General features: G+C 72.6%; 21 protein-coding genes and 1 pseudogene. 3 read left to right on the top strand and 19 right to left on the bottom strand.

Going from position 1 to position 23627, the window contains the following annotated elements:
- Positions 1-233: 233 nt before the first annotated feature.
- A complete protein-coding gene (gene ggt / locus F603_RS0119160) occupies positions 234-2102 on the bottom strand; it encodes a gamma-glutamyltransferase (RefSeq protein WP_019547598.1) in 1869 nt (622 codons plus the stop codon).
- Positions 2103-2273: 171 nt separating this feature from the next.
- On the opposite strand from ggt, the gene F603_RS0119155 reads away from it, so the two are divergent.
- Entirely contained in the window at positions 2274-3032 is a 759-nt protein-coding gene (locus F603_RS0119155) for a hypothetical protein (RefSeq protein ID WP_026328552.1), read from the top strand.
- Positions 3033-3034: 2 nt separating this feature from the next.
- Here the strand turns inward: F603_RS0119155 and F603_RS0119150 are convergent, their stop codons facing one another.
- The 5 genes from F603_RS0119150 to F603_RS0119130 are packed head-to-tail and all read right to left on the bottom strand — an operon-like array spanning position 3035 to position 6756.
- A complete protein-coding gene (locus F603_RS0119150; protein ID WP_019547596.1) occupies positions 3035-3913 on the bottom strand; it encodes an amino acid ABC transporter permease in 879 nt (292 codons plus the stop codon).
- Positions 3910-4554 (bottom strand): amino acid ABC transporter permease, encoded by a 645-nt coding sequence (locus F603_RS0119145; RefSeq protein WP_019547595.1) that lies wholly within the window; start codon positions 4552-4554, stop codon positions 3910-3912. The genes F603_RS0119150 and F603_RS0119145 overlap by 4 nt, the downstream gene beginning before the upstream one ends.
- Before the next feature lie 3 nt (positions 4555-4557).
- Positions 4558-5520: a glutamate ABC transporter substrate-binding protein gene (locus tag F603_RS0119140; protein ID WP_019547594.1), complete on the bottom strand. Its 963-nt coding sequence runs from the start codon at positions 5518-5520 to the stop codon at positions 4558-4560.
- 11 nt (positions 5521-5531) lie between these two features.
- Positions 5532-6269 (bottom strand): amino acid ABC transporter ATP-binding protein, encoded by a 738-nt coding sequence (locus F603_RS0119135; RefSeq protein ID WP_019547593.1) that lies wholly within the window; start codon positions 6267-6269, stop codon positions 5532-5534.
- 58 nt (positions 6270-6327) lie between these two features.
- Positions 6328-6756 carry a DUF6278 family protein gene (locus F603_RS0119130; RefSeq protein WP_019547592.1) on the bottom strand — a complete coding sequence of 143 codons (429 nt, stop codon included), beginning with the start codon at positions 6754-6756 and terminating at the stop codon, positions 6328-6330.
- 176 nt (positions 6757-6932) lie between these two features.
- On the opposite strand from F603_RS0119130, the gene F603_RS0119125 reads away from it, so the two are divergent.
- Complete coding sequence (locus F603_RS0119125; RefSeq protein WP_425426993.1) at positions 6933-8792, top strand: SGNH/GDSL hydrolase family protein; 1860 nt, start codon at positions 6933-6935, stop codon at positions 8790-8792.
- Positions 8793-9073: 281 nt separating this feature from the next.
- Here F603_RS0119125 and F603_RS32395 read toward each other — a convergent pair whose 3' ends face one another.
- The 9 genes and pseudogenes from F603_RS32395 to F603_RS0119080 all read right to left on the bottom strand — a co-directional run bounded on the left by F603_RS32395 (position 9074) and on the right by F603_RS0119080 (position 17450).
- Positions 9074-9550 carry an NUDIX domain-containing protein gene (locus F603_RS32395; protein WP_158678656.1) on the bottom strand — a complete coding sequence of 159 codons (477 nt, stop codon included), beginning with the start codon at positions 9548-9550 and terminating at the stop codon, positions 9074-9076.
- Between the two features lie 87 nt (positions 9551-9637).
- On the bottom strand, positions 9638-10417 hold the full coding sequence (locus F603_RS0119115) for an exodeoxyribonuclease III (protein ID WP_019547590.1): 780 nt from the start codon (positions 10415-10417) through the stop codon (positions 9638-9640).
- 12 nt (positions 10418-10429) lie between these two features.
- The gene (locus tag F603_RS0119110; protein WP_026328549.1) at positions 10430-11086 is read right to left on the bottom strand and encodes an MBL fold metallo-hydrolase; all 657 of its coding nucleotides are present in this window, start codon (positions 11084-11086) and stop codon (positions 10430-10432) included.
- A 67-nt stretch (positions 11087-11153) separates the two neighbouring features.
- A pseudogene (gene pcaDC, locus F603_RS0119105) lies at positions 11154-12409 on the bottom strand (bifunctional 3-oxoadipate enol-lactonase/4-carboxymuconolactone decarboxylase PcaDC).
- A gap of 106 nt (positions 12410-12515) precedes the next feature.
- Positions 12516-13127, bottom strand: a complete 612-nt coding sequence (locus tag F603_RS0119100) for a hypothetical protein (RefSeq protein ID WP_019547587.1) — start codon at positions 13125-13127, stop codon at positions 12516-12518.
- Positions 13124-14251 (bottom strand): ROK family glucokinase, encoded by a 1128-nt coding sequence (locus tag F603_RS0119095; protein WP_026328548.1) that lies wholly within the window; start codon positions 14249-14251, stop codon positions 13124-13126. Before F603_RS0119095 ends, F603_RS0119100 begins: the two co-directional genes overlap by 4 nt.
- A 306-nt stretch (positions 14252-14557) precedes the next feature.
- On the bottom strand, positions 14558-15367 hold the full coding sequence (locus tag F603_RS0119090; protein ID WP_019547585.1) for an ATP-binding cassette domain-containing protein: 810 nt from the start codon (positions 15365-15367) through the stop codon (positions 14558-14560).
- On the bottom strand, positions 15364-16437 hold the full coding sequence (locus tag F603_RS0119085; RefSeq protein WP_019547584.1) for an ABC transporter permease: 1074 nt from the start codon (positions 16435-16437) through the stop codon (positions 15364-15366). Before F603_RS0119085 ends, F603_RS0119090 begins: the two co-directional genes overlap by 4 nt.
- Positions 16434-17450 (bottom strand): sugar ABC transporter substrate-binding protein, encoded by a 1017-nt coding sequence (locus F603_RS0119080; RefSeq protein ID WP_425426996.1) that lies wholly within the window; start codon positions 17448-17450, stop codon positions 16434-16436. Before F603_RS0119080 ends, F603_RS0119085 begins: the two co-directional genes overlap by 4 nt.
- A gap of 423 nt (positions 17451-17873) precedes the next feature.
- Here F603_RS0119080 and F603_RS0119070 point away from each other — a divergent pair, with 423 nt between their 5' ends.
- Positions 17874-18860 (top strand): Gfo/Idh/MocA family protein, encoded by a 987-nt coding sequence (locus F603_RS0119070; protein ID WP_019547581.1) that lies wholly within the window; start codon positions 17874-17876, stop codon positions 18858-18860.
- 1 nt (position 18861) lies between these two features.
- On the opposite strand, the gene F603_RS0119065 is transcribed toward F603_RS0119070, so the two are convergent.
- The 4 genes from F603_RS0119065 to allB all read right to left on the bottom strand — a co-directional run bounded on the left by F603_RS0119065 (position 18862) and on the right by allB (position 23521).
- On the bottom strand, positions 18862-20067 hold the full coding sequence (locus F603_RS0119065; protein WP_019547580.1) for a cytochrome P450 family protein: 1206 nt from the start codon (positions 20065-20067) through the stop codon (positions 18862-18864).
- 363 nt (positions 20068-20430) lie between these two features.
- Positions 20431-20856, bottom strand: a complete 426-nt coding sequence (locus F603_RS0119060; RefSeq protein ID WP_019547579.1) for a guanyl-specific ribonuclease — start codon at positions 20854-20856, stop codon at positions 20431-20433.
- Between the two features lie 134 nt (positions 20857-20990).
- A complete protein-coding gene (alc, locus tag F603_RS0119055; RefSeq protein ID WP_019547578.1) occupies positions 20991-22163 on the bottom strand; it encodes an allantoicase in 1173 nt (390 codons plus the stop codon).
- Positions 22160-23521 (bottom strand): allantoinase AllB, encoded by a 1362-nt coding sequence (gene allB, locus F603_RS0119050; protein ID WP_019547577.1) that lies wholly within the window; start codon positions 23519-23521, stop codon positions 22160-22162. The genes alc and allB overlap by 4 nt, the downstream gene beginning before the upstream one ends.
- Between the last annotated feature and the right edge of the window lie 106 nt (positions 23522-23627).

The following is a 23627-nucleotide window of genomic DNA, read 5'->3' as shown; positions in this document are numbered from 1 at the left end:
CGGTCACCGTAAGTGCGTGGCAAGGGCTGGGAGTTGACGCTTGCGGACCACCCGCTCGCCATCCGCCGGAAGCCACTCGTTGGACGCGGGTGATCTGTCCCGCCGCCTACCCGGAGACGGTGCACCGTCCCGGGCAAATCCCCGGCACCGCCCGGCCGTTGACGGCGGCCGGGCGCCTCGGTGGCCGTCGGGGAACAGGGCCCCCGGACGGACGGCCACCGGCGTCACGCCTCTCAGCGCCCCCCGCTCTCCCGTACCACCATCGCGGAGCCCCCGCCCCGCCGTTCGGGCTCCGCGACCGCTCGCAGCCGTCCGTGCGGCAGCAGTTGCACGCCCGTGGCCGCGCCGATCTCCGGGTTCGCCGTGAACTCGTGCCCCATGTCCTCGAGTCGGCCCCGCACCTCGCTCTCCATCAGGCCCGGTTCCGCCTCGGTCCGCTCCGCGTTGCGCTGGCTGGCACGGGGTGCGGCGACGGCCTCGGAGAGCGGCATGCCGCGGTCGATGTGGTTGGTGAGGGTCTGGAGGACGGTGGTGATGATCGTGGCGCCGCCCGGGGAGCCGAGCGCGAGGACGGGCCGCCCGCCGTCGGTGACGAGCGTCGGGGAGATCGACGAGCGCGGACGCTTCGACGGTCCCGGCAGGTTCGGGTCGGGGACGTCCGGGTCGGCCTGCGCGAAGGAGAAGTCGGTGAGCTCGTTGTTGAGCAGGAAGCCGCGGCCAGGAACGGTGATCCCGCTGCCGCCGGTCTGCTCGATGGTGAGGGTGTAGGCGACGACGTTGCCCCACTTGTCGGCGGTGGTGAGGTGCGTGGTGTTCTCACCCTCGTACGTCGGCTCCGCGCCCTTGCCCGCGGAGCCGCACGGCTGCGGGTCGCGCGGATCGCCGGGGGCGAGGGGGCTGGTGAGGGCCTTGTCGTCGTCGATGAGGCAGGCCCGCGAGGCCGCGAACCCGGGCGAGAGGAGCTCGTCGGTGGGGACGTCGGTCTGCGCGGGGTCGGCCACCCACCGGTCGCGGTCGGCGAAGGCGATGCGGCTCGCCTCCAGGTAGCGGTGGAGGTGGTCCCGCTCGTCGAGGGAGCCGAGGTCGGTGGGTTCGAGGACGTTGAGCGCCTCGCCGACCGCGATGCCTCCGGAGGAGGAGGGCGCCATGCCGTACACGTCGAGCCCGCGGTAGCCGGACTTGGTCGGCTTCTGCTCCAGCGCCCGGTAGCCGCGCAGGTCCCGGCGGTCGAGGTCACCGGGGCGCACCTCGCGGTCGGAGTCCTTCGCCACGGGCGGCTTGCGGACCGTGCGGACGATGTCGTCGCCGATCGGTCCGCGGTAGACGGCGTCGACGCCCTTGCGGCCCAACTCCCGGTAGGTGCGGGCGAGGTCGGGGTTGCGGAGGACCGTGCCGACCTTCGGCAACTCGCCGCCAGGAAGGAAGAGTTCGGCCGTGGCCGGGAAGTCGCGGAACCGCTCCTCGTTCTCGGCGGTCTGCTCGCGGAAGGTCTCGTCGACCGTGAAGCCGTCGCGGGCCAGCTTCTCCGCCGGGCGCAGGACGTGGCCGAGGCGCTTGCTGCCCCAGGTGTCGAGCGCCTTCCGCCACGTCGCCGGCGTCCCGGGGGTGCCGACGCTGAGGCCGCTGGTGACCGCCGAGTCGAAGGGGATCGGCTCGCCGTCCTCCTGGAGAAGCCGCTCGTCCGCGCTGGCCGGCGCCGTCTCGCGGCCGTCGAGGGTGCTCACCTGGCCGGTGGCGGCCGAGTAGTGGACGAAGTAGCCGCCCCCGCCGACGCCTGCGGAGTACGGCTCCGTGACGCCGAGCGCCGCCGCCGTCGCCACGGCGGCGTCCGTGGCGTTGCCGCCCTTGCGGAGCACCTCGATACCGGCGGCGGTCGCGTCCTCGTCGACGCTGGAGACGGCGCCGCCGTAGCCGGTGGCGACGGGCTTCTTGCCGTCCGCGTCCGGCGGTTGGGTCTGCGGGGAGGCGCCGGGCGCCGCCGCGGTGAGCGCACCCACGAGGACGGCGGCGGTGACGGCCGCTCTCCCCCGGCGCCCGCGGTCAGGGCGCGCGCGGGTGTGCGAAGGTGCCGGTTCTGCTCCGGCGCGGCGGTGACGACGCATCGGGCCTCCTCTCGACGGGCTCACGGCGGCTGGCAGCGTAGCCCCCTCGCCGTGCGCACGTCAGTACCGCGCGCCCGCCTCATCGCGATCCGGGAGGAGCGCGGCATCCTCCCGGTGCGCGCGGGAGGGACCCGGGCTGTCGTGGGCACGCCGCCTGTACCCTGCCGCACCATGGATGACTACCTGCGCGAGATCCTGATAGCCGTGGTCGTGGCCGTCGTCGCCGGTGTCCTCGGCTGGGTCGGCCGTACGTATCTGTGGCAGCGCAAGCTCCAGCGCAGGCAGCGCTTCTTCGGGCTCCCGCAGAACTCCGAGTGCGTGGTCGTCGTCAACAGGGACGCGGGGACCGGCGAGTGGGCGGTGGCGCGGAACGACGTCTTCACGCTCCTCGAACTCTCCTCCGTGGTGAAGGAATGCGGCGCGCACGCCGACCTCGTCGCGCACGACGCCGCGCAGCAGGGCTTCGGCGACCGCACGGAGTTCTGCGTCGGCGGCCCTGTCGCCAACCGGCGGATGGCGCAGCACCTCCAGTCGCTCCTGCCGGGGGTCCGCGTCAACACGGACACCGCGCCGGGTCCCGACCGGGGCGCTTTCCTCGTCGGCAGCGAGACGTACCGACTGGAGGCGGGTACCGCCGAGCACGTCCTGCTTGCACGGCTCACCGCGGGGCAGAACGGCGACATCCGTCCCGTCTTCCTCTTCTGCGGCCAGCGCACCGTCGCCCACCAGGCCGCGTCCCGGTACCTCACGAAGAACTCGGCGCGGCTCGCCCGCAAGTACGGCCAGAACGGGGACTTCTGCCTGCTGCTGAAGGTCGTCAACTCGCAGGCGTACGGCCCGGATGTGGTGGAGCTCGTCGGGGACGTCACCCGCGCGGCGACCTCGCCCATGCCCGGCGCACGCAAGGGGAGCCACCGCGCGACGAGTTGAGGTCAGCGCTGGAGCCCACCGCCCGCCATGGTGGAGCCCGCGCGCGCCGGCGCCACCTCGACGTCGCGGTTCTTGACGTTGTGCCGCTCGCACCGCGCGACCCGGTTGGCGCACCACGAGAGCAGCATGCACAGCCCGATGTAGATCGTGGAGACGACGAGCACCACGGGGATGAACGGCATCGTGTAATCCATGTTGATCGCGATGAGCCGTCCGGCGTGCAGGAACTCCTCGTAGGTGATGAGGAATCCGAGCGAGGTGTCCTTCAGCGCGACCACGAGCTGGCTGATGATCGTCGGCAGCATCGCACGCACCGCCTGCGGTACGAGGACGTACGCCATCACCTGCGTCTTGCGCATGCCCAGCGCGTAGGCGGCCTCCCGCTGGCCCGCGGGCACGGAGTGCACGCCGGCGCGGAACACCTCGGCGAGCACCGACCCGTTGTAGAGCGTGAGCCCGGTGACGAGCGCGGGGAGCGCCTGCACCTGGAGCGCGACGAAGACGAAGAAGATCATCACCAGCACCGGCATCGCCCGGAAGAACTCCACGAACACGGTGGCGACCCACCGCACCGGCGCATGGTCGGAGAGCCGCCCCGCGGCGAGGGCGGCGCCGAGCACCAGCGAGAGGACGGCCGCGACGGCGAACGCCTTCAGCGTGTTGGCGAGCCCGGTGAGCAGCAGCTCCTGGATGCCGGTGTAGGTGAAGGGCCGCCACTTGACGGCGGCGAACTGCCCCGTGCCGATGAGGAGATGGAGCACGAAGGCGAGGACCGCCGCGATGGCGAGACTCGCGACGACGCCGTAGGCGAGGTGCCTGGCCCGCGTCCTCGGACCCGGGATGTCGTAGAGCGCCGAGGGCTCGGCGGTGCGGGCGCTCATCGGGCGACCCCCCAGCGCTTCTCCAGCAGGTTGAAGACGGCGCTGATGGCGAGCGTGAGGAGCAGGTATCCGACGGCGATCCACACGAAGGCCCAGATGACGCTGTACCCGTTTTCGTTGAGCGTCTTGTACGTGCTCAACAGCTCGACGACGCTGAAAGAGCCGGCGATGGCGGAGTTCTTCGCCAGCGCGATGAGCGTCGAGCCGACCGGCGGGATGACGGTGCGGAACGCCTGCGGCAGCACGACCGTGCCCAACGTCTGACCGAAGGTCATCCCGAGGCTGCGCGCCGCCTCGCCCTGGCCCACGGGGACGGTGGTGATCCCGGAGCGCACGGCCTCGCAGATGAACGCGGAGGTGTAGCAGCCGAGTGCGAGGACGGCGAAGAGCTCGAAGGGGAGCGCCACGCCGAACCTCGGCAGTCCGAGGAGCATCGCGAAGAAGAGGAGCGTGAGCGGGGTGTTGCGGAGCACGGTCACCCACGCCGTGCCGATCCACCGCAGCGCGGCGACCGGCGCCACCCGGAGTCCCGCCATGACCACGCCGACGACGAGCGCGAGGAGCGAGGAGTAGAGGGTCAGGCGCAGGGTGCCGAGGAAACCCTCCCCGTAGAGCGCGAAGTTGTCGGTGAGGACGTCCATGGTTCAGCTCTCCTCTGCCAGTTCGCGCGCGGAGCGGTCGAGCGGCGGCGGCTGCGGCGCCGGCTCGCCCGAGAGGCCGAGCGTCGCGTCGTAGGCGCGCTTCCAGTCGCCGTTGCGCTCGCGCTGGAGCAGCGCGCGGTCGAGCGCCCGTGCCAGCGCCGTTTCCTTCTTCGGGACGCCGATGCCGTACGGCTCCTCGGAGAACGCCTTGCCGACGACGTGGAGTTGGGAGGGGTCCTTGGCCGCGTAGCCGAGGAGGATCGTGTCGTCCGTGGTGACGGCGTCCACCTGGTCGTTGAGGAGGTTGTCGACACAGATCGCGTACGAGTCGTAGGCGACGGCCTCCGCCTTCGGGTACTCGTCCTGGAGACGCTGGAGCGGCGTCGAGCCGACCGCGGAGCACACCTTCCTTCCCGCGAGGGACTGCGGCCCTTCGATCCGCCGCTCGTCCGTGCGGACCAGGAGGCGCTGCCCCGCCATGTAGTAGGGGCCGGCGAAGCCGACCAGCTTCTTGCGGCCGGGGTTGATGGTGTAGGTGCCGACGTAGAAGTCGACCTGTCCGTTCTGGAGCGACGTCTCGCGGTTGGCCGAGGCGATCGCCTTGAACTCCACCTGCCGGTACGGGTCGAAGCCGAGGGACGCTGCGAGCATCCGTGAGATCTCGATGTCGAATCCGCTGTAGGACCCGTTGGCCGGGTTCTTCTCGCCCGTGCCCGGCTGGTCCTCCTTGGCGCCGATCACCAGGTGCCCGCGGCTCTTCGCCTGTTTCCACGACGGCGAGGAGGGGAGCGAGAAACCACGGTCGACGCGGTAGTGCGGCAGGCTCCCCGGCTGCGGTCCGCGCGGCGGCGGGCTCCCGGAGCGGCCGCAACCGGCGGCGAGCAGCGCCAGAGCGCAGCACACGACGGCGGTCGCGCGTGCGGCGCGCAGGGGCGCGGGCGGGGCGGGTTGGCGGCGCGGTCGCACGGGTCGTCCCCTCAGTGCTTGAGGATCTTGGAAAGGAAGTCCTTGGCGCGGTCGCTCCGCGGCGACGTGAAGAACTCCTCCGGTGTGCGGTCCTCGACGACCTGGCCGTCCGCCATGAAGACGACACGGTTCGCCGCCGAACGGGCAAAGCCCATCTCGTGCGTGACGACCACCATCGTCATGCCGTCCCGCGCGAGCTGCTGCATGACCTCCAGCACCTCGCTGATCATCTCGGGGTCGAGCGCGGACGTCGGCTCGTCGAAGAGGAGCGCCTGCGGGTCCATGGCGAGGGCGCGTGCGATGGCGACCCGCTGCTGCTGACCGCCGGAGAGCTGCGCAGGGTACTTCTCCGCGTGGTCGGAGAGCCCTACGCGGTCGAGGAGTTGACGCGCCCGCCGCTCCGCCTCGTCCTTCTTCATCCGGCGCACCTTGACCGGCGCGAGCATCACGTTGGCGAGCGCCGTCTTGTGCGCGAAGAGGTTGAAGGACTGGAAGACCATTCCCACCTCGGTACGGAGCCGGGCGAGTTCCCTGCCCTCGGCGGGGAGGGGCTCGCCCGCGATGGTGAGGGTGCCGCTCTCCACGGCCTCAAGTCGGTTGATGGCCCGGCAGAGCGTCGACTTGCCGGAGCCCGAGGGCCCGATCACCACGACGACCTCACCGCGGCCGACCACGAGGTCGACCTCCTTGAGCACGTGCAGGGAGCCGAAGTGCTTGTTGACACCGCGCAGCTCGATCAGCGGTTCCATAGGAACCGGAAGCTATCGGTCCGGGCGAGACGCGTCCGGGAGGACACGCGACGGCCCGTCAGGGAGCGGACACCTCCGCGTAGACGCTGGAGAGTTCGGGTACCCCGTTGGTCGCCCAGCCCACGCCCTCCTCCACGACGTCCAGCTCACGCCCCGAGTCGAGGACGACGACGGGCTGGCCGTCGTCGCGGCGGTGCCAGTGCGCGCCGTCGATCGTGGCGACAAGGACCGTGCCGAGGTAGAGACCCGCGTCGGTGCCGAGCCAGGGCATCACCTCCGGGTCGTCCCGCCAGCGGGGCAGGAGTTGGTCGAGCCCGTTCAGCGACTCCGGGGTGTCGTCGAGGAGGACGCCGACTCTCTCGGCCTGGTCGCGCAGGAGCTCGCACTCGGAGAAGAGCGCCGCTGCGCCCGGCCCGTCGGGGTAGGCGGCCGAGATCCGCTCGCTCTCCTCGGCCCTGCGCCGTTTGTCGAGAAAGGGGATGCGCATACGTCCAGCGTGTCACCGACGGTACCCGCCACACCATAGGCGCGCTGTGTACGCTGTGCTCCCGGTTGCCCTGTTGGACACCTTGACGCCGCATTGGCGCCTTTCTACTTTCACCCGGCCTCTGTCCAATACGGGGCGCACATCCGACTGTTGGAGCCGCAGGGAAGGGCAACCGCGTGCACAGACGCCTTACGACGAGCATCCTGGTGATCGTGCTGACCGCACTGGGGACAACGACAGCCGTCGCGCAGAGCGCCACGGCACCCTCCGCCGACCGAAGCGGAGCGGACACGACCGCGACGGACCGCGAACCCGCGACGACGAGGCCGCAGCCGCTCTCGCGCCTCTACGACAACCGCGCCGTCGGCGACCCCGACGCCCGCACCGCACACACTGCCGACTTCGACGGCGCGGGCAACTCCCTGTCCGCGCAGGACCTCGAGGCCGCCGGCTGGCACCCCGGCACCCGCCTCCGCCTCGACGGCGCCGACCTGGAGCGCCCCGACCGCAAGGCCGGCGAGCCCGACAACGTCGTCGCCGAAGGACAGCACGTCCGCGTGCGCGGCACGGGCAACGCGCTCTCCTTCCTCGTCGCCGCGACCACCGAGGACGCCGCCGGCCGGGCGGTGAGCGGCAGCGGAACCGTGCGGTACGCCGACGGCTCGGAGAGCCGGTACGCGCTCACCGCCGAGGACTGGCGCGGCGGTCCCGTCAGCACCAAGGCCGTCGCGCTCCCCCACCTCAACACGCGCGAGGGGCCGCGGTCCGAACAGACGAAGCTCTACGCGGTGACGGTTCCGCTCCAGCGCGGCAAGCCGGTCGACTCGGTCCAACTCCCGCGCATGCGCGGCTCCGCGGGGCGGCTCCACGTCTTCGACGTCGCGGTACGCGAGGACGGCGCCGGCTGGACGGGCAGTTGGGCGGCGAGCACCGGCGGGTACGCCGCCGTCGGTCCGTGGCAGGACCAGACGCTCCGCCTCGTCGTCCACGCCTCGTCCGGCGGCCCGAAGGTACGGGTGCGGCTCGCCAACACCTTCGCGGGGAGTCCGGTGCGGATCGGCTCCGTCTCCGTCGGCGTGCAGCGCGAGGGCGCGCAGGTGCGCGGGCGGCCGGTGCCGCTCACGTTCAACGGCCGTGCGGAGACAGTCATTCCGGCCGGCGCGGAGGCCGTGAGCGACCCGGTCGCCTTCGACGTCCCCACGGGCGCCGACCTCCTCGTCAGCCTCCACCTGCCCGAGCGGGTGACCGCGGCGCCGCTGCACTCCGAGACGCGCCAGCTCTCCTACGTGAGCAACCCCGGCAGCGGCGACCGCACGGGCGAGCCCGGCGGCGGCTCGTTCACCGGACGCATCGACGTGTGGCCCTTCCTCACCGGCGTGGACACCGCGGGCGGCCCCGGGTCCGTCGTGACACTGGGGGACTCCATCACCGACGGCACCCGCTCGTCCGAGGGCGCCAACAACCGCTGGCCCGACATCCTCGCCGCCCGTCTGCGCGACGGCTCGGGGGGCGTGCCCGCCTACGGCGTCCTGAACCACGGCATCTCGGCCAACCGCATCGTCACCGACCGCTACCCCGGCGACGGCGTGAGCACGGACACGGCGGGGGTGAGCGCCCAACACCGCCTGGAACGCGACGTGCTGGGGCAGACGTCCGCGCGGACCGTCGTCCTCTTCGAGGGCATCAACGACGTGCGCTGGGGCACCTCGGCGGAGGAGGTGATCGCCGGTATGAAGGCGATCGCCGCCCGCGCCAGGGCGCAGGGGCTCCGCGTCGTCGCCGGGACGGTCACGCCGTGCGAGGGGTACACGGACTGCACCGCCGAGGTGGAGGCCCGGAGGGCGGCCGTCAACTCCTTCCTCCGCTCCGAGGACGGCACCTTCGACGCGTTCCTCGACTTCGACGCCGCGGTGCGCGACCCGTCCCACCCCACACGGATGCTGCCCGCCTACGACAGCGGCGACCATCTCCACCCGGGCGACGCCGGGTTGAAGGCGATGGCCGACTCCATCGACCTCCGCAAGCTCCACGCCTGAACCCGCGCGACGGCCGCCGGTGCGCCCGGCGGCCGTCGCCTCCGGCCACCGCACGCGCCGGTGCTCCGGGCCGACAGCCCTCACGGCCCGGAGCACCGGCCCGGGTGGCTCCCGTGGGGCAGCCCGCCGTGGTGCCAACGCGGCCCGCGGAAAGGGAAGTTACCGCGCGGAACGACACCGGAACCCAACTGCCGCCGGAATGCCGGCTCGTCGAAACCGAGGGCCGTCCCCCGTGCGCGCCTCCTCCGCAGCACGCAGCCGCGCGCACGCCTGCGGCGACCTCAGCCGCTGCCGGCCGGGCCAGTCGTGCACCGTCCAGCGGCAGTGCTCGTCCAGGTCGAGACGGACGCGGGACTGCTGCCCCCGCGGTGCCCGCCGTCGAAGAGAAACTCGATCTTCGGCAGCGGCCACTCGCCCGCGGGGTGTGTGAACGACATGAGAAACAGGCGGGGTCCAAGGTTGTTGAACTCGCCGAGGCCCGTCTCCTCCACGGCCTCGCCTCGGGCCGTCCGCCACGGGTCCTCACCGTGTTCGGCGTTTCCGCCGGGGAGTTGCCGGAGCATCCCGACGTGGACGGAGCGGAGCCGGAGCGGTCGGCCGCGCACGTCGCGGACGGAGAGGCAGCCGTAGACGGTGTGGTGCGGGAGGGTTTTGACGTACTCGGCCGACGGGACCGGGGGCGGGCGGGATGTGCGTTCCCCTGGCCGCACCGCCGTCCGCGTCCGCCGCACCGCACGGGCCGGGCGGAACCTTCCCACCGGTGGAAGCCGAAGCGACGCACCGGCGCGGCGCCCCGCGCGCCGTGAACGCACGGGGCGCGCGGCGCACTTGGCTCCGGCTTCCTCTCACAGCTCCAGGTCGACGACGACGGGCGCGTGGTCGGAGGCGCCCTTGCCCTTGCGCTCCTCGCGGTCGACGTAGGCGTCCTTCACGGCTGCCTGGAAGGCGGGGTTGCCGTAGACGAGGTCGATGCGCATGCCCCTGTTCTTCGGGAAGCAGAGCTGGCGGTAGTCCCAGTAGGTGAAGGCGACATCGTACTTGAGGGCACGGGGGTGTACCTCGGTGACGCCGGTCTTCTCCAGGGCATGGAGCTGCTCGCGCTCGGCGGGGGTGACGTGGGTCGCGCCGTCGAAGGCGGCGATGTCCCAGACGTCCGCGTCGGTGGGGGCGATGTTGAAATCGCCGAGGATGGCGAACGGGCGCTCGCCCGCGGCGTTCTCGGCGGCCGTCGCACGGAGGGCCTCCAGCCAGCGGAGCTTGTACTCGTAGTGTGCGTGGCCCACCTCACGGCCGTTGGGAACGTAGACGCTCACCAGGCGCACGCCGCCGCAGACCGCCGCGGCGGCGCGGGCCTCCGCGGCGCCGTCGAACTCGGGGGCGTCGGGCAGCCCCTTGACCGGCTCCTCCAGGCCGACGCGCGAGAGGACCGCGGTGCCGTTCCAGCGGCCCGAGGCGTTCGCCACGGACTCATAGCCGAGATCGCGGAGTTCGGCGGCAGGGAAGTTCTCCTCGCTGACCTTGAGCTCCTGGAGGCAGACCGCGTCCGGCTCTGCGGACTCCAGCCAGCCGAGGAGCCGCGGCAGACGGGCGGTGATGGAGTTGATGTTCCAGGTCGCGATGCGCATACCGGAAATCTACTAGCCGAGACTGACACTCTCGCCCGGCGCCAGCCGGTCGTGCTCGGCACGGCCCGTGCCAGGGCCGCCGGTGCCGAGCATGCGGCCGTAGGCGGCGAAACCGTTGTCGTTGAGGAGGCCGTCGTGGATGTCGTACGCGGTGGTCGGGGCGACCTCGCGGACGTAGTCGAGGACCTCGGCGAACTTGTTCCACGGCGCGTGCAGCGGCATCAGCAGCGTCTCGACGGGGCGTTCGGGGACGGTGAGCGCGTCGCCGGGGTGGAAGACGGTGCCCGTCGGAGCCTCGACGAGATAGCCGACGTTGGTGATCCGGGGGATGTCCGGGTGGATCACGGCGTGCAGTTCGCCGTGGACCTGCACCTCGAAGCCGGCGGCGGTGAAGGAGTCGCCGTGCCCGACGGTGTGCACCCGGCCGGGGAAGGCGGGCGCGATCTGTTCGGCGACGCTGCGCAGCGTGTAGATCTCGGCCGCCGGGTTCGCCTCCATCGCGGCGCGCAGCCGTCCCTCGTCGAAGTGGTCGGCGTGCTCGTGGGTCACCAGCAGGACGTCCGCGCCGAGGGCGGCGTCCGGTTCGGAGAAACCGCCCGGGTCGATGACGAGGGTGCGGTCGTCCTTCTCCAGCCTGACGCAGGAATGGCCCTTCTTGATCAGCTCCATGGCGACCATTCTGGCAGCCGCCGTGCCCACGCCCGCGCACCGGTGGGGCGCGCTCCGCCGGCGGCGCTCACTCCTCGGTGCTCGTCTCCTCGCGGATCACCCGCTGGGCCACGTCGAAGGCCGAACGCGCCGCGGGAAGGCCGCAGTAGACGCCGGTGTGGAGGAGGACTTCCTTGATCTCGTCGGGGGTGAGGCCGTTGCGGAGCGCCGCCCGGGTGTGGACGGCGAGCTCCTCGAAGTGGCCGCGCGCCGCGAGCGCCGTGAGCGTCACGACGGAGCGGGTGCGGCGGTCCATGCCGCGCCTCGACCACAGGTCGCCCCAGGCGTAGCGGGTGGCGAAGTCCTCGAAGTCCGCGGTGAAGTCGTCGGTCTCGGCCCCGACCCGGTCGACGAGCGCGTCGCCGAGCACCTCGCGCCGCACCTTCGTCCCTGCCGCGTAGAGGTCGCGGTCGGGGGCTGCGAAGACGCCCGACTCCAACTCGGCGACGGCGCTGGGTTGTTGCGGCACAGGGGCGATCACGGGGGACGGCGGGGGCGGCCCCGCGGCGGACTCCTGCCAGGTGGTCGTGGCGTGCCGGATGATCAGGTCGGTGACGGCGGCCGGCTGCTCGACGGGCGCGAGGTGCGAGGCGCCGGGCACCATCGCGAGCCGTGCGTCGGGGATTCCGGCGACGAGCGCGCGCGCCTCGTTCGGCGGCGTCGTGTCGTCCTCGGCGCCGGTGACGACGAGCGTGGGCACGCCGACGCCGCCGAGCGAATCCCGCGCGTCGAAGGCCGCGAACGCCTCGCAGGCGGCGATGTAGCACCCGGGGTCGGTGGTACGGACCATCTGCACGGCCCACTCCACGATCGCGGGCTGCGCCTCGGCGAACCCGGGCGTGAACCAGCGCTCAGGGGTCGAACGCGCAAGGGAGTCGAGGCCCTTGGTCCGCACGACGACACCGCGCTGGCGCCACGCGTCGGGGCTGCCGTACCGCGGCGAGGAGGAGACCAGCGCGAGCGTCGTCAGGCGGTGCGGCGCGGCGAGCGCCAACTGGACGCCGATGGCGCCGCCGAGTGAGCAGCCGACGTAGCCGAACCGCTCGATGCCCAGGCCGTCCAGGGTGGTCAGCAGCCGGGCCGCGAGCGCCTCCGTCGAGTCGGCCGGGTGCGCGGGGGAGCCGCCGTGTCCGGGTAGGTCGTATCTGAGTACACGCCAGTGTCTGGTGAGTTCGGGTATCTGCCGGTCCCACATGTGCCAGGTCGTGCCGAGGCCGGGGCCGAGCACGAGTACGGGCGCGTCGTCAGGACCTCGATTCGGTGTTGCAGGCTGTTGGCAGGCATCGTCTCGCTCACACGTTCACGCTATCCGGGGCGGGCAGGGGGTGGTGCAGCGGGTTTGGGGTCTTCACGTGCTCTGCGCAGTCCGGTACCGCGCGGCGTCCGGCGGTCAGAGCCGCACCGTCGAGACCACGTAGACCCTCGGTCTGCTCTTGAAGGAGTCGTCGACGACGACGCGCACCTGGGGGCGGTCGTCGGCGCGCTCCCGCACGGTGCCGGAGAAGGGGCGGTCGGGCTCGTCGAGCTTCCAACCGACCGTGTCGGCCTGGCCCTTGGTGATCGCTCCCCGACCCGCTTCGAGGTCGGCGGCGCTGGTGCCGAGGTACCTGAGGAACCGGTCGAGCTGCTGCTCGTCGGTGCGGAACTCGGCGTAGAGGCGGCTCTGGGACCACGAGTTGACCTCGTAGTGCGCGACGCGGGTGGCCCCGTACGGCACGGGGACGTCGTAGATCCGGCGCTGCACCTTCGACGGCCACGCGTAGGTGAGGCTCGTGGCGGAGGCGGTGCGCTCCTTGTCGCGTCCGCTGTCCCGGCTCTGGAACGCGGAGATCACCACGTAGCCGGCGGGGATCGCGATGAGGAGCACCACGATCAGCAGCGTGAGCAGGCGGTTGCGCGGGCGGCGCGGAGGGCCGGCGGGCGGCAGCGCCGGGCCGCCGGGCGGGGACTCCCCGCCGCCGTCGGCGCTGCGCCGGAGGGTTCCGGTGGCTGCGGTGGTCACTGGCCCACCGCCCTGCGGAGGTTGTCAGCGGCGCGCTCGTACCGCTCGTACCGCTCCAGACGGCGGCGGTTGGCGCGGCGGAACCTCCGCGCGACGAGCCGAGCGAGGTCGGCGGCGCCGACCATCCCCGCCTCCGGGCCGAGCTGCGCCTTCGCGATCCGCGCCTCGGGGCGGTAGCCGCGGCCGGTGAGCTGGCGGGCGAAGGCTTCCCTCGCCGGCGTGATGAGGAGTTCGTCGGCGGCGCTCACCCCGCCACCGATGACGAAGCACGACGGGTCGAGCGCGGCCGCGAGGTTGGCGATGCCGACGCCGAGCCACTGGCCGATGTCCTGGAGCAGCTCGGTGCACATCGCGTCGCCTTCCCTGGCGAGCTCCGTGATGAGCGGTCCCGTGATGTCGCCGATACGGCCGTCGACGCGGTCGATGATGCCGTAGGCGACGGGCGACTCCGCGGCGGCGAGCTCCCGGGCCTCGCGCACCAGCGCGTTCCCCGAGCTGTACTGCTCCCAGCAGCCGCGGTTGCCGCACGGGCAGCGGTGCCCGCCCGGGACCACCTGCATGTGCCCGAACTCGCCGGCCACGCCGTACTTCCCGCGCTTGACCTGACCGTTCTCGAGTATGGCGCCGCCGATGCCGGTACCGAGGGTGATCATGACGAGGTGGTCCTCGCCGCGCCCGGCGCCGAACCGCCATTCGCCCCAGGCCGCGGTGTTGGCGTCGTTGTCGACCATCACGGGGACGGCGAGGCGGGCCGTGAGGGCGTCTTTCAACGGCTCGTCGCGCCAGGCGAGATGGGGCGCGAAGAGGACGCGGGAGCGGTCGGCGTCGACCCAGCCGGCCGCGCCGATGCCGACGGCGTGGACGTCGTGCCGGTCGGAGAGGTCGAGGACGAGTTCGGCGATGGTGTCCTCGACGACCTTGGGGCTCTTGGACTTCTCCGGCGTCTCGGCGCGGGCCTGCTCCAGGATCGTGCCGTCCGCGTCGACGACGCCGGCCATCACCTTGGTGCCCCCGATGTCGATGCCGACGGTCGGCACCCGCGGCGCCGAGTGCGGAGAGCGCCGCTCGCGCGTCGAGACGGTGCGCAGGACGCTGGCGCTGCTGCCCGAGCGCCGGCGGTACACGCGCTCGGTGCGGCTCGGATAGTAGCCCTCACCACTCACTCGACCACCTCCTCGCGCTGCTCGCCCGGTCTGCGCGGGTCAGTGGTCTCGCTGCGGTGGGGGCTGCGCAAGAGTCCATCCCGTCTCTGCGTGGTCTCGGTCTCGGGCCTTCCCGGTGCCGGGCCGCCGGACGGGGCCGGCTCCCCGGGACGCCGCGCCGATTCTGCCTCACCGCTGGACGGGGGCGCTCGGCGGAACCCACCGTACCGCCACGGGGGCCGCCCCGCGGACGCTCTCCGCCCCGGTCCCGGGGGCGCTGCGGCCGGCTCAGCGCTGCAGTTCGTGGCTGAGCTGCTCCAGCTCGCTGCCGCCGGCCATCTGCCGCACTAGCTCCTCCAACTCCAGCTCGTCGCGGTGGTGGCTGCCGGCCATCGTGCCGCGCTTGAGCAGGACGAAGCGGTCCCCCACGAGGTACGCATGGTGCGGGTTGTGCGTGATCAGGACCACACCGAGTCCGGCGTCCCGCGCAGCGGCGACGTACTTGAGGACCACGCCCGACTGCTTGACGCCGAGCGCCGCCGTCGGCTCGTCGAGGACGAGGACCTTGGCGCCGAAGTGGATCGCCCGGGCGATCGCGACGGACTGGCGCTCGCCGCCGGAGAGGGTGCCGATCGGCTGGTCGACGTCGCGCAGGTCGATGCCCATGCGCAGGAGTTCGCTGTGGGTGGTGGCGCGCATCCGCGGTACGTCGAGGCGGCGCAGCGGGCCGCGGCCCGTGGTGAGTTCGGAGCCGAGGAAGAAGTTCCGCCAGACCGGCATCAGGGAGACGACGGCGAGGTCCTGGTAGACGGTGGCGATGCCGCGGTCGAGCGCCTCGCGCGGGGAGGAGAGCGAGGTCTCCTCGCCCTCGATGCGGAAGCCGCCCGCGTCGTGCCCGTGGAGACCCGAGACGATCTTGATGAGCGTGGACTTGCCCGCGCCGTTGTCGCCGAGCACGCAGGTGATCTCGCCGGGGTGCACCTGGAGCGACACGTCGGTGAGCGCCTTGATGTGGCCGTAGTACTTGCTGACGGCGTCGAGTTCGACGAGCGGCGGGGTGTCCGCCGCCTCGCTCTTCGCCCCGTCCTCGGCGGTCATCGGCTCGCCTCCGCGCGCTTGCGAATCCACAGGTTGAGCAGGGTGGCCAGCAGCAGCATGGCTCCCAGGAAGAACTTGAACCACTCCGGGTTCCACTGGGCGTAGACGATGCCCTTGCTCGTCATGCCGAAGATCAGGGCGCCGACCGCGGTGCCCACCGCCGAACCGTAGCCGCCGGTGAGGAGGCACCCGCCGATCACCGCGGCCGCGATGTAGATCAGCTCGTTGCCGACGCCCTCGCCCGACTGCACGACGTCGTAGCTGAAGAGCAGGTGCTGTCCTGATATCCAGGCGCCGAGGCCGACGGCCATGTAGAGGCCGATCTTCACCCTGGAGACGGGGACGCCGAGCGCCCGCGCCGCCTCGACGCCGCCGCCCACCGCGAAGATCCAGTTGCCGACCCGGGTGCGCAGCAGCACCCAGGTGGCGAGCGCGACGAGGACCAGCCACCAGACCACGGTGATCTGGAGGTCCACGCCGCCGATCGAGAGCTGCGAGGCGAAGAGCGCCCTGGCCGACTCGAAGCCCTCCATGTCGGAGATGCCCTTGGTGGAGACCGTGCCGCTGATGAGCTTGGTGAGACCCAGGTTGAGTCCGGTGAGCATCATGAAGGTGCCGAGCGTGATGATGAAGCTCGGCAGCCCCGTGCGCGTGAGCACGACGCCGTTGAAGAGCCCGATGGCGAGGGTCACCAGGAGCGAGACGCCGACGCCGACCCAGGCGTTCGCCGTCATCTGGTAGCTGAACATCGAGGAGACGAGCGCCGACGACGTCACCATCACGCCCGTCGAGAGGTCGAACTCCCCGCCGATCATCAGCAGCGCGACCGGCACCGCCATGATGCCGATCGTGGACGAGGCGTAGAGCACCGTCGAGAGGCTGGAGGCGCGGAGGAAGCTGTCGGCGAAGAACGCGAAGAAGACGAAGACGGCCACGGCGCCGACGACCGCGCCGAGTTCGGGCCGTCCCAGCAAACGACGGGCCAGGCCCTTGGACTCGGGGACGGCCGCGGGCTGCGGCGGCTGCGTGTCGTCTGCGGGGTCCGCGGTGGGTGGCGCGGTGCCGCTCATCGGGTGCCTCGCTTGGTGTACTCGCGCAGTTCTGCCGCGTCGTCCTTGGTGAGGACCTGCGGGCCTGTGAGGACGGGCTCGCCGCCGCCGAGCATGTCGGCGTTGTAGCGGTAGAGCCAGAGCAGGTCGACGGCCTCGTACCCCTGGAGGTAGGGCTGCTGGTCGACGGCGAAGCCGATGCTGCCGTCCTCCAGCCCTTCGGCGACCTTGTCGTTGAGGTCGAAGGTGTCGACCTCGGCGTCGCTGCCCGCGTCCTCGGCGGCCTGCGCGGCCGTCGGTGCGAAGGGGGCGCCGAGGGTGACGACGGTGTCGAGGTCCTTGTCCGACTGGAGCTCCGCCTCGATCGACGACTGCACGTTCGGCATGTTGGTGCCGTCGACGTAGAGGTTGTCGAGCTTGCCCTCGAAGGTCTCCTTGACGCCGCGGCAGCGCTCCTCGTGGCCGACGTTGCCCTGCTCGTGGAGGACGCAGACGGCCTTCTTCCGGCCGCGGTCGTTGAGCTCCTCGCCCACGGCCTCGCCGGCCTTCACCTCGTCCTGGCCGATGTGGGTCAGGGCGCCGAAGGACTCCGACTCGTCCTGGCCCGAGTTGATGGTGACGACCGGGATGCCCGCCTTGACCGCCTTCTTGACGGCCTTCTCCATGGCGGACGGCTTCGCGAGGGTGACGATCAGGCCGTCGACCTTCTTGTCGATCGCCGCCTGGACGAGCTGGGCCTGGCGGCCCGCCTCCTTGTCGTGCGAGTAGAGGAACTCGATGTTGTCCTTCGCCGCCGCCTGCTTGGCGCCGCTCTGCACGATGTCCCAGTAGGTGTCGCCGTCTCCCGAGTGCGTCACCATGGCTATCTTCCAGCGGGGCGTGTCCACGTTGGCCTTGCCCGAGGCGCCCTGCGCCCGCTCCTCCTCGGCGCGCTTGCCGCCGGTGCTGCTGCACCCTGCCAGCCCCACCGCGAGGACGAGCACCGCCGCCGCGGCGCCGGCCGCCCTCCTGCGGGCCCTGCCGGACCTCTTCACGCTGGCCACGCTTCTCCTGCCCTCCTACGGGTACTGCTCGGTGTGGGCCCTCGGCCCCAGGTGCGGCGCCCCTCCGGGTCCGGCGCCGCGGGCGAGCCTCGCACAAGTATCCGTCACCGCTGCCCGCGGGGCGTCCACGGGCCCGCGCCGGGTGAGATACGACGCACAAGGCAGCGCGCACGCTGCGGTGTTCACCCCCAGCCCACGTCGGCGCACCCGGCTCCGTGCGGAGGCCGGCATGGCCGCGGGCTGCGCGCCCGCGGCCATGGCGGAGTTCTAGCGGCGGTCGGTGGGCGCGTCAATGGGCGGGCACGCGGCTGCCCCGGCGTGCGCGGGAGCCGTGGGGCGCGCAGCCACGCGGACATTTCCTGCTTCCCGGGGCAAACGGTTGACACCGACCGAGGCGGCCCGCAGCGTGGCGCCATGCGTATCGGACTCGTCGGCGTCGGCCGGATCGGCAGCTTCCACGCGCACACGCTCGCGGCGCACCCCGAGGTGACGGAGCTGGTCGTCGCCGACCTGGACCCCGTGCGCGCCACCCGCACCGCGGCGGCGCTCGGCGCCACACCGGTGGCGGGTCCGGCGGAGCTGCTCTCGCTGGACGTGCACGCGCTCGTGGTCGCCGCGGCGACCGACGCACACGCCGAGCTGGTCACCGCCGCGGCCGAGCGGGGCCTCCCGGTCTTCTGCGAGAAGCCGCTCGCGCGCGAACTCGACGGCACGCGCGCCGTGTTGGCGTCGGTCGCCGAGGCGGGGACACTCCTCCAGGTCGGCTTCATGCGCCGCTTCGACGCCGGCTACCTCGCGGCCCGCGAGGCGCTCCGCACCGGCCGCCTCGGCCGGCTGCACACCGTGCGCGCCGTCACCTCCGACCCGGCCCCGCCGCCCGACGCCTACCTGCCGCTCTCCGGTGGACTCTTCCGGGACTGCCTCGTCCACGACTTCGACGCGGTCCGGTGGCTCACGGGCCGGGAGGTCGCCTCCGTCCAGGCGGCGGGTTCGGACGCGGGCCCGCCGGCCTTCCGCGCCGCCGGCGACGTCGACACCGCCGCCGCCCTCCTCACCCTCGACGACGGCACCCTGTGCACGGCCACCGCCACCCGCGTCAACGGCGCGGGGTACGACGTACGGATGGAACTTGCGGGCGAGAAGGACCAGTTGGCGGTCGGGCTCGACGTGCGCACGCCGCTCGCCTCCGTCGAGGAGGACAGCCCCGTCCGGGGCGGGAGCCCCTGGCTCGGCTTCCTCGATCGCTTCGCGCCCGCGTACCGGGCCGAACTGCGGGCGTTCCTGCGGTCCGTGCGGGGCGAGGTGCCCAACCCGTGCTCCGGAGAGGAGGCGTTGGCGGCCTTCCGGATCGCCGACGCGTGCGAGGTCTCCCGTCGGGAGGGGAGGCCCGTCGCGCCCTGACTCAGCCGAGACGTACGGGTAGTTGCCGCGGCCCGCGCAGCAACGTGCCCGTACGCCAGGAGAGTTCGGACGCCGGGACGTCGAGCGCGAGGGCGGGGATGCGCGCGAGAAGCGTCGTCACGGCGGTGCGGGCCTCCAGCCGTGCGAGCGGGGCGCCGAGGCAGAAGTGGGCACCGTGGCCGAAGGCGAGGTGGCCGCCGGTGTCCCGGTGGATGTCGAACTCGTCGGGGTGCGGGAAGCGTTCGGGGTCGCGGCCGGCCGAGGCGAGGCCGATGCAGACGACCTCTCCCGCGGGGATGACCGTGCCGTCGTCGAAGGGGATCGGCTCCGTCGCGAACCGGGGGATCGAGCGCGCCACGGGCCCTTCGAACCGCAGCGTCTCCTCGACGGCGGCCGCCACGAGCGAGGGGTCCGCGCGCACTTGGGCCAATTGCTCGGGGTGCTGGAGCAGGCACAGCACGGTGCTGCTGATGAGGTTGACGGTCGTCTCGTACCCGGCGACGAGCAACAGGTTGGCCATGCCGAGGAGTTCGGCGCCGGTGATGAGCGAGTCCTCTTCGCCCTCCCGGGAGGCCGCCTCGAGCAGGGCGCCGAGCAGGTCCTCCCCTCCGGCCGCCCGCTTGGCGTCGACGAGGCGGGCGAGGAAGGCGTGCAGGTCCTCGGACATGGCTGCTGCTTCCTCCTGGTTAGTGGACTCCAGCACCCCCGAGGAAAGGTGCCGGAAGGTCTCCCGCTCCAAGAAGGGAACGCCGAGGAGCTCCGCGATCACGGTGATCGGAAGGGGGAACGACAGCGCTTCGACCAAGTCGACGCGTTCTCGCGGCCCTTCGGCGAGCGTCCCCACGAGCCCGTCGACGATCTCCTGCACCCTGGGCTCCAGGCCGCGCACCCGGCGCGCCGTGAACTCCTTCGCCACCAGGCGGCGCAGCCGGGTGTGGTCGGGGGCGTCGAGGGAGAGCAGGTTGTCGTCGAACCGGCGGGCACCGCCGGGACCGGGGCCGTCCGTCTCGGGGACGCGGCGCGGATCGTTGATGAGGCGAGGGTCGTTGAGCGCGTTCCGCGACGCCTCGTGGCCGACGATCAGCCAGCCGTCGAAACCCTCGGTGAACCGGACACGGTGCGCCTGGCCACCGGCGAGCAGGCTGCTGAAGAGGGGATGCGGATCGCGTACGAACGCGTCACCGTGTGCGTGCAGGTCGACGGGCAAGGTTCCCTCCACCGGGTCGGGGCATCGATCGCGCCGGGCGCATCTCGAATGCGCCGGTCACGCGGGGAGTTGCCCTGCGCGGGGCGGAGGCATGCGCAACTTGGTGCGCAGAAGGGCGTGTTCGAGCCACAGGGGCAGCAACTGCTCCGAGCCCTCGGGGTTGCCTGCCCCCTCGACCGAGAGGACCCGCGTGCCCTGTCGGGCACGCGGGTCCCGGTGCGCGGGACCGCGCGGCGGTGGGGGTCACCGCGCGGCGTCCGCGCGCCTCGCCGGGGCCGCCGCCGCCTGCCCGCGGGGAGACGGGCGCACGGCAGCGACGGGCCACCGGAGGCTGTTCCCGTGCCGCAGCACGGGTTCGGCCGATCAGCAGGAGTGGTCGACGAGGTCGAAGGACTCGTAGTGGTCGGAGGTGTAGTAGTCCTCCTCCTCTTCGTCGCCCGTGACGATGCGGCGGGCGCCGCGGTCGTCGGAGCCGGGGGTCTCCACGGTGTACTCGTGGTAGTAGCCCGTGTCCTGGTCCGGGAGGATGCCCTCGCGGTTCTCGAAGACCGTGCCGTCCTGCGGGTACGGGTAGGGGCCGCCCTGCTCGATGAGGTCGAGGGTGTCGTGGGCCTCGGTCGGGAGGTCGGAGTGGCAGATGTCGCCGACGGCGGCGGGGGCGACGGCCGTTGCGGCTGCGGGCGCCTGCGGCGCCGCGGTCGCCGTGGCGAGAGCGGGACCGCCGGCGAGGAGCGCGGCGGTGAGGGCACCGAGCGCGCCTAGGCGCGCGATTCGTGGGGGGAATCTCATAACCCCCATGGTGACGCGCGTAGATGACGTGTCAACGCCAACTCCCCCATATTTTCCTGATGTTCACACGCTCGAGTGGTATGCGTGCGCGGTCCGCGCCCCCCTCGGGCGCGGACCGCCGGCATCGCTCCTCGTCAGCCCGCAGCCTCCCGGTACCGCGCGGTGAGGTCGGCGGCGCCCTGTTCCGTGAGGGAACCGTGGAGACGCAGACGGCCGACGCCGCCGTCGGGGAAGATGTCGAGCCGCACCCGTACGAGCGGCCCCACCGGCTCGGGGAGCAGGAAGCGGTGGACGGTGTCCGGCTGGAGCGGCGTCCGCGGCAGCAGTGTCCGCCACTCGCAACTCCCGGACTCCGCAGGCGAGTCGGTGCCGTGGAGCGCGACCCAGCCGGCCGCGTTGCCGCGCAGCTCACCGGTGTCCAGCTCGATCGCGCGCACCTGTGCCTCCCCCGCGAGCGCGTAGTCGATCCAGTCGTGCCCCTCGTCCCTGCGCCGCCTGGTCTCCCAGCAGTCGGCCATGCCGCTCGGACGGCCGGGTCGGAGGGTGTTGGCCGGCGAGGAGAAGAACCGGTCGGAGGCGTCGAGGACGCGACCGCCGTGCTCCTGCGCCAGCACGTCGAAGGTGCCGAGCGCGGTGAGCCATGCGGGCTCGGGGAGCACCTCGCCGTGCACGCGCAGCCGGGCGACGCCGCCGTCGGGGTACTGGGTGAGCCGCAGGTGCGTGAACCGGTGCGGGGTGGAGACGGCGAAGCCGTTGGCGGCGTGCCCCGTGACCGGGGTCCGCGGCACCAGCGTCGTCCAGACGGTGGCGGGGTCGCCGAGTTCCTCGGGGCCCGGTGCGCCGGGGAGTTGGGCGCCTTCGACGGAGATGCTCTGCGGGTTGTTGCCCCTGAAGTGCGCCGTGTCGACGACGACGCCGCGCACCACCCCAGGGGTGCCGAGCCGGATCAGCGCGGTGTCGCCCTCGCCGGGCTCGGGGTGCGGCGCGGTGGCCGAACTGCCCCTGCGCCTGCGGGTCTCCCAGCCGTCCATCGTCTTGCCCTTGGGACCGAAGAGGTCGGGATCGAACTCGGCGCGCCCCGGGCGCAGCAGCCGCTCCCGCTCGGCGAAGAACTCGTCCGAGGCGGCGACGACCGTGCCGCCGAGGCCCGCGTCCGCGAGGTCGGGGAGGTGCTGGAAGGGGAAGCCGCCGGCGGGTGCGCGGTAGTCCGCGTACGGGTCGCCGCCGGCGTACGGGACGGCCGGTGCGGTGAACTCGGGGGAAGCGACTGCCTGTTGGTCTCCGGGCCGGGTCGGTGCCGTGGTCATGAACGTCCTCTCTCGATCAGCCTTCCGGTGGGCTCTCCCGTCCGGCCGTGTGCGGAGATGCGGCGCCCGCGCAGCCACGTCGAGGTGACGACGCCTTCGAGGGTGCGGCCCGCGTACGCGGTGACGGGGTTGCGGTGGTGGAGCCGTGCGGGCTCGACGGTGAAGGTCTCCTCGGGGGCGAGGACCGCGAAGTCCGCGTCCATGCCGGGCGCGACGGCTCCCTTGCGCGCGAGCCCCGCGACCGCTGCCGGGCCGGTCGCCATCCAGCGGACCACGTCACCGAGCCCGTGGCCGCGGCGGCGCGCCTCGGTCCAGACGGCGGGGAGCCCCAGTTGGAGCGAGGAGATGCCGCCCCAGGCGCTGCCGAAGTCGCCGTCCTTGAGCTCGGGCGTGCACGGCGAGTGGTCGGAGACGATGCAGTCGAGGACGCCCGCGCCGAGCCCCTCGCCCCAGAGCGCGTCGCGGTTGGCGGCGCCGCGGATGGGCGGGCAGCACTTGAACTCCGTTGCGCCGTCCGGGACTTCCTCCGCCGTGAGGGTGAGGAAGTGGGGGCAGCTCTCGGCGGTGACCCGTACGCCCTCGGCCCGCGCGGCGGCGAGGAGCGGCAGCGCGCCCGCCGAGGAGAGGTGGAGGACGTGGACCCTGGTGCCGTGGCGGCGCGCCAGGCGCAGCAGCAGTCCGATCGCCTCCTCCTCGGCCGCCGGCGGGCGTGAGGCGAGGAAGCCGCCGTAGCCGGGGCCGTGCGGCTGCGGTGCCTCGCCGAGCGCGGTGGGGTCCTCTGCGTGGACGATCAACAACCCGTCGAAAGCGGCGACTTCGGCGAGCGCGGCGTCGAGTCCGGCGGCGTCGAGCTCGGGGAACTCCTCGACCCCGGAGGGCGAGAGGAAGCACTTGAAGCCGAAGACGCCGGCTTCGTGGAGCCTTTGCAGCCCGCCGAGGCTCTCCGGCACCGCGCCGCCCCAGAACCCCGTGTCGATGTGGACCCTGCCTTCCGCCGCCGCCTGCTTGGTCCGCAGGTGCGCCGTGTGCACCGTCGGCGGAAGGGAGTTGAGCGGCATGTCGACGAGGGTGGTGACACCGCCGGCCGCGGCCGCCCTCGTCGCCGTGGGGAACCCCTCCCACTCCGCGCGCCCGGGGTCGTTGACGTGCACGTGCGTGTCGACGAGCCCGGGCAGAAGCGCGTCCTCGCCGAGGTCGACCAGCTCGGCACCGGCCGGGAGGGGGGCGTCGTAGGGGAGGACGGCGGCGATGCGCTCCCCCGCCACGGCGACGGACGCGGGGCGCTCCCCCTGCGGCGTCACCACGCGTGGGGAGCGCAGCACCAACTCGGCTTCGCCGTCCCAAGGTTGCTCCTGCACCCGACACCTCCCGGTGCTCGCGCGAGGGCAGCGCCCCGGCGGAGCGGGCGCGCCGCGTCCGGTCGAGACCTGCGGTTTCAACGAACTGTTGAAGGCATCCTGAGAC

This window comes from Streptomyces sulphureus DSM 40104 (genome assembly GCF_000381025.1).
Lineage (GTDB): Bacteria > Actinomycetota > Actinomycetes > Streptomycetales > Streptomycetaceae > Streptomyces > Streptomyces sulphureus.
This window is presented reverse-complemented; position numbering and strand designations above follow the sequence as displayed.